5 protein-coding genes and 2 pseudogenes are annotated in these 5075 nt (G+C 68.5%); 6 read left to right on the forward strand and 1 reads right to left on the reverse strand.

Annotated features, from left to right (window positions below; translation table 11 throughout):
* The first annotated feature begins 36 nt into the window (after positions 1-36).
* The 6 genes and pseudogenes from istA (at position 37) to ACO1BU_RS35960 (ending at position 4692) form a co-directional block, all read left to right on the forward strand.
* Positions 37-1569: an IS21 family transposase gene (istA, locus tag ACO1BU_RS35935; protein ID WP_424140672.1), complete on the forward strand. Its 1533-nt coding sequence runs from the start codon at positions 37-39 to the stop codon at positions 1567-1569.
* Positions 1570-1580: 11 nt separating this feature from the next.
* The gene (gene istB / locus ACO1BU_RS35940) at positions 1581-2342 is read left to right on the forward strand and encodes an IS21-like element helper ATPase IstB (protein WP_424140673.1); all 762 of its coding nucleotides are present in this window, start codon (positions 1581-1583) and stop codon (positions 2340-2342) included.
* A gap of 135 nt (positions 2343-2477) precedes the next feature.
* Positions 2478-3029 (forward strand): annotated as a pseudogene (locus ACO1BU_RS35945) (transposase); the annotation flags it as partial.
* Between the two features lie 291 nt (positions 3030-3320).
* Complete coding sequence (locus ACO1BU_RS35950) at positions 3321-3602, forward strand: nucleotidyltransferase family protein (protein ID WP_424140674.1); 282 nt, start codon at positions 3321-3323, stop codon at positions 3600-3602.
* On the forward strand, positions 3596-3970 hold the full coding sequence (locus tag ACO1BU_RS35955; RefSeq protein ID WP_424140675.1) for a HepT-like ribonuclease domain-containing protein: 375 nt from the start codon (positions 3596-3598) through the stop codon (positions 3968-3970). Before ACO1BU_RS35950 ends, ACO1BU_RS35955 begins: the two co-directional genes overlap by 7 nt.
* 242 nt (positions 3971-4212) lie before the next feature.
* A complete protein-coding gene (locus ACO1BU_RS35960) occupies positions 4213-4692 on the forward strand; it encodes a DUF6398 domain-containing protein (RefSeq protein WP_424140676.1) in 480 nt (159 codons plus the stop codon).
* 174 nt (positions 4693-4866) lie between these two features.
* Here the strand turns inward: ACO1BU_RS35960 and ACO1BU_RS35965 are convergent.
* A pseudogene (locus ACO1BU_RS35965) lies at positions 4867-5075 on the reverse strand (hypothetical protein); the annotation flags it as partial.

Genomic DNA, 5075 nt, shown 5'->3' on the forward strand with positions numbered 1-5075 from the left:
CGGTAGTTTCGCCCCTGTGCTGAGCAGGGGGGCGGGATGCCAGGCGAGAGAGTGCCGATGCGCAAGATCCGAGATGTTCTACGGCTTGGCTGGGGCCAGGGCCTGTCCCAGCGGGTGATGGCTCGCAGCCTCGGGCTGAGTCAGGGGGTGGTGCACGCCTATCTGAGGCGGGCCCGCAGCGCCGGGCTGACCTGGCCGTTGCCGGAGGGGCTGAGCGACGCGGGGCTGGAGGCGCTGCTGTTTCCCGCCCCCAGCGGAGCCGCGGTCGAGAACCGGCCGCAGCCCGACTGGGCCTGGGTGCACCGGGAACTGCGGCGTCCGAACGTGACGCTGTCGCTTCTGTGGGAGGAATACCGGGCGGGAGCGCCGGATGGGTTCGGCTATTCCTGGTTCTGCGACCTGTACCGGTCCTGGGCGGGTCGGCTGAAACCGACGCTGCGGCAGATCCACCCGGCCGGGGAGCGGATCTTTGTCGATTTCGCCGGCAGCACCATGGCGGTGCTGGAGGGGGCGGGCGGGGAGGAACGGCGGGCGGAGATCTTCGTGGCCGTGCTGGGGGCATCGAGCTACACCTTCGCCTGCGCGGTCTGGAGCCAGGGTCTGGCGGACTGGATTGATTGCCATGTGCGGGCTTTCGCGCATTTCGGCGGTGTCGCGCGTCAGCTGGTCAGCGACAATCTGCGCGCCGGGATCAGCCGGGCCTGCTTCCACGAGCCGGCGGTGAACCGAACCTATGCCGAGATGGCGGCGCATTACGGCACGGCCGTGCTGCCGGCACGGCCCTACAAGCCGCGCGACAAGGCCAAGGCCGAGGTCGGCGTGCAGGTGGTGCAGCGATGGATTCTGGCCCGGCTGCGGAACCAGAGGTTTTTCTCCCTGGCCGAGCTCGACGGGGCGATCCAGGTGCTGGTGGCGCAGCTCAATGAGCGGCCAATGCGCGCCCTGAGCACGACCCGGCGCGCGCTGTTCGAGGAACTGGACCGGCCGGCGCTGCAGCCCTTGCCGGAGGTCGCCTATGAATATGCGGCCTGGAAACGCTGCCGGGTGGGGCTCGACTACCATGTGGAGGTCGAGCGGCACTTCTACTCGGTGCCGCACTCCCTGGTGCGCCAGGAGGTGGAGGCGCGGATCACCACCGCGACGGTGGAGATCTTTCACCGTGGCCAGCGGGTGGCCAGCCATCTCCGCAGCACCCGCCGCCATCAGCCCAGCACCCTGGCCGAGCACATGCCCAGGTCCCATCGTCGCTACCGGGAGTGGAGCCACGAGCGCATTCATCGTGAGGCGGGCACCATCGGGCACGACACGGCGGCGCTGGTCGAGGTCATCCTGCGCTCCAGGCCGCATCCCGAGCAGGGGTTCCGCTCCTGCATCGGCATTCTCGGCCTGGTGAAACGCCATGGCGCCGAGCGGGTCGATGCCGCCTGCGCCCGGGCACTCGCCTTGGGGACGCGCTCCTACAGCTCGGTCGCGGCCATCCTCAACAACCGCCAGGAGCGGCGGGCCGTGCCGGACGAGCCGGCCATGCTGCTGCACGAGAATATCCGCGGCCCCGGCTACTACCATTGAAAGGCGATCCGATGCTGATCCATCCCACGGCCGAGCGCCTGCGCGGGCTCGGCCTCAACGCCATGGCCCAGGCTTTCACCGAGCTCCTCGGCGCCCCCGAGGCGGCGGCGCTCTCCCGCGAGGACTGGCTGGGCCTGCTGGTCGACCGCGAGGCGACCAGCCGGGAGAACAGCCGCCTCACCCGCAGGCTGCGCGAGGCCCGGCTGCGTCAGGCGGCGGTGATCGAGGACACGGATTTCCGCACCCCGCGCGGCCTGGACCGGGCGATGTTCCTCCGCCTGGCCGGTTGCGGCTGGATCCGCGAGCACAGCCATGTGGTGATCACGGGCCCAACCGGGGTCGGCAAGTCGTGGCTGGCCTGCGCGCTCGGCCACAAGGCCTGCCGGGAGGGCTACTCCGTCCTCTACAAGCGGGCTCCGCGGCTGTTCGCCGATCTGGCGACCGCCCGGGGCGAGGGACGGCTGCCCAGGATGCTGGCGGCGATCGAGCGCACCCGCCTGCTCATCATCGATGACTGGGGACCCGAGCCACTGAGCGCCGAGCAGCGCCGGGACCTGCTCGAGATCATCGACGACCGCTACGACCGCGGCTCCCTGCTGATCACCAGCCAGGTGCCTCCGAACCGCTGGCACGACGTCGTGGGCGATTTGACACTCGGAGATGCCATCGTGGACCGCATCATCCACCGGGCCCACCGGATCGAACTCAAGGGCGCCAGCCTGCGCAAGCGCCAAGCCAGCAACGATGCCTTGACCGACGCCGCCGGCGAGTGAAGTCTACAACCGTCGGCCGTACCGCTCCCCGGCCCCGTCCCCCTGCCAAGCCCCAACGCACGGCAGGTGATCATGATCACCGGATTGGGTGATCACCTTCGGCTGGAACAGCCGATCAGGATCACCGGAATACGCAATCTGGTCGGGCCAGGGCGACGTGAGCTGAGTTGGCAAAGCCTCACCGAGGGAGGCTTCGACCTGACCAAGTTCACCTTGGATTGGGACCGGCAGGTGGCGCGCTGCCCTGAGGGCAAGGAGAGCGCCGTCTGGTCGCAGCATGCCGGAGGATCTGATCGACGTGATCACGTCAGCGTCCATTTTCGCGCCGCCGACTGCCGCGGCTGTCCCTCGCGCGCCCGCTGTACCCGCTCCGCCTCGGGCTACCAGGGCCGCGTCCTCACGCTGCTGCCCCGGCGCGAGCACGAGGTGCTCGCCGGGATCAGGGCACGGGAAAGCACGGCCGAGGGACGGCACCTCTATGCTCAGCGCCAGGGGATCGAGGGTACGCTCTCGCAGGCCGTGCGCGCTTTTGGGCTGCGCCGGGCTCGCTATCGTGGCCTGTCCAAAACGGGCCTGCAGCACTTTGCTACGGCGGCGGCCATCAACCTCGACCGCATGGCGACCTGGTTCGCCGGAAGGCCGCTCGCCCCCACCCGCGTCTCCCGCTTCGCCGCGCTTGCCACCTGATCACCGACTTCGCCAACAGTGTCCGACCGTTTGGCCTCCTTACGGTGGAGCGAATCCTGGATAGGACTGTGGATCAGCCTTATATTGTGAACATGTGCGCGGAGTTGGTGCCACGTCGATGCCGGGATCTGCTACCCCAGCTGCCTTCCTGTCCGTCCGTCTGCCCTCCGCCACGCGCGATCGGCTGAAGGCGGCGGCGGCCTCCCGTGGCGAGACGGTGCAAGGGCTCGTCGGCTCCCTTGTTGAGCGCTTCCTGGCTCAGGAGGCGGGGACCCCTCTACCCTTGCGGCCGTGCTCGGCCGACTTCGTGCCCATGGCGATAACCTGCGGGCCCGTGGCATCGCCTCGCTGGCCGTGTTCGGCTCTGTCGCCCGCGGCGACGCCCGCCCCGACAGCGACGTCGATCTGCTCGCCGACCTCGACCCGGCGGCGCGGCTTTCGCTGGTCGGTCTGTCGTCGCTGCGCGCCGAGTTGTCGGATCTGCTGGGTGCCCCAGCCGACCTGGTGGAGCGCGGGGCGTTGCGCCCGGGAGTGCGCGAGGCGGCTGAACGCGAGGCCGTGCGGGCGTGGTGAGGTCGGGCCGGCGCGGCACGCGCGAGCGGCTGGAGGACATCCGTGCCGCCGCCGAGGATGCGCTCGCCTTCGCGGGCGAGCTGGATGAAGCCGCCTTCGCCGTGCTGGCTGAGACGGACCGCCGCACCTATCGGGCTCTGAAGAACGCCTTGGCCGAGATCGGCGAAGCGGTGAAGCTGCTCCCACCCGAGCTGCTCGGCCGTCATCCCGGCGTGGACTGGCGCGGATGGGCCGGGCTGCGCGACCTAGTGTCGCACCAGTATTTCAGCCTGGAGCTGCCCCGGCTGCGGCCGGCGGTGGTCGACGAGCTGCCGGCCCTGTTGGCCGCGGTCGAAGGGGAACTCGGCGATGAGACGCGCCAAACCTAGTACCTCTGCACAGAGGTTTTGACCGGCTGCCGGGCAGGTTACCCCGGACTGTCTGTTCGCTGATGCGGCTCCGTGCGGGGAGCCGGTTCCGGCCCAAGGCGGCATTTTACTGTAGGGCAACATTCGGTGGGCTCACCATGTCTACCGATGGCCCGGCAAGGAGGCATCCTTGGCCGGGAGGTCCGTTCCAGCATAAGATTCTCGTAATGAAGCCTCCCCGTTCGACTTCAGTGCCAAAGACCATGCAGGCGACCTACGACGCCGTGGTTGCGCTCACGGACGCGTTCTGCCGCGACCACCTGAACGAGGAATACCGCGACCTCGCACGCACCATGGCCGCGGCCCTCTGCCGCAAGCGCCCGAGCCCCCTGGCCTCGGGGCAGCCGCGGACCTGGGCCTGCAGCATTATCTACGTTCTGGGCCAGCTCAACTTCCTGTCGGACAAGGCGAGCAAGCCCCACATGACCATGGCCGAGGTCTGCGCCGCCTTCAGCGTCGGCCAGAGCACAGCCAGCGCCAAGGCCAAGGTCATTTCGGACGCGCTACGCACGAACCCGATGGACCCGACCTGGATGTTGCAGAGCTTCGTCGACCGCAACCCGCTGGTGTGGATTGCCGAGGTTAACGGCATGCTGGTCGACCTGCGCTACATGCCGCGCGAGGTGCAGGTGATCGCTTACGAGAAAGGCTTGATCCCCTACGTTCCGGCAGATCGGGAATAGTACCTCCGCACAGACATCATGACTGCTTGCCGGTGACCGGGTAGGAACCGCCTAGCTTCTCTCGCGCACGTTGAGTGTCGAACATCCAGTTGATGCGGGTACCGGAAGCGTTGCGCGCTCGCTCCCAGGCGTCGATCTCGGAGATGAGCCGTAAGCGCGGCGTGACCCTTTCAATTACCCACATTTCCGCTTTACCAACTCGGCTCCGAGCACGAGATCGGAGAGCCTGGACCATCCGCGCCAGATGACGATGTTGCCGGGCGGTGGGTCGTGGGTGCGGGCGAGATAGCCGCCGAGGCGTGCGACCTTGAGCAGGTAGGTGGAGAGCGTCCGGGCTGGTAGCGTCTCGGCGGGCTTGGGAACGGCTTTGCTGGGGACTGCGC

Source organism: Roseomonas chloroacetimidivorans, assembly GCF_049629625.1.
In the GTDB taxonomy this organism is placed as follows: domain Bacteria; phylum Pseudomonadota; class Alphaproteobacteria; order Acetobacterales; family Acetobacteraceae; genus Roseomonas; species Roseomonas chloroacetimidivorans.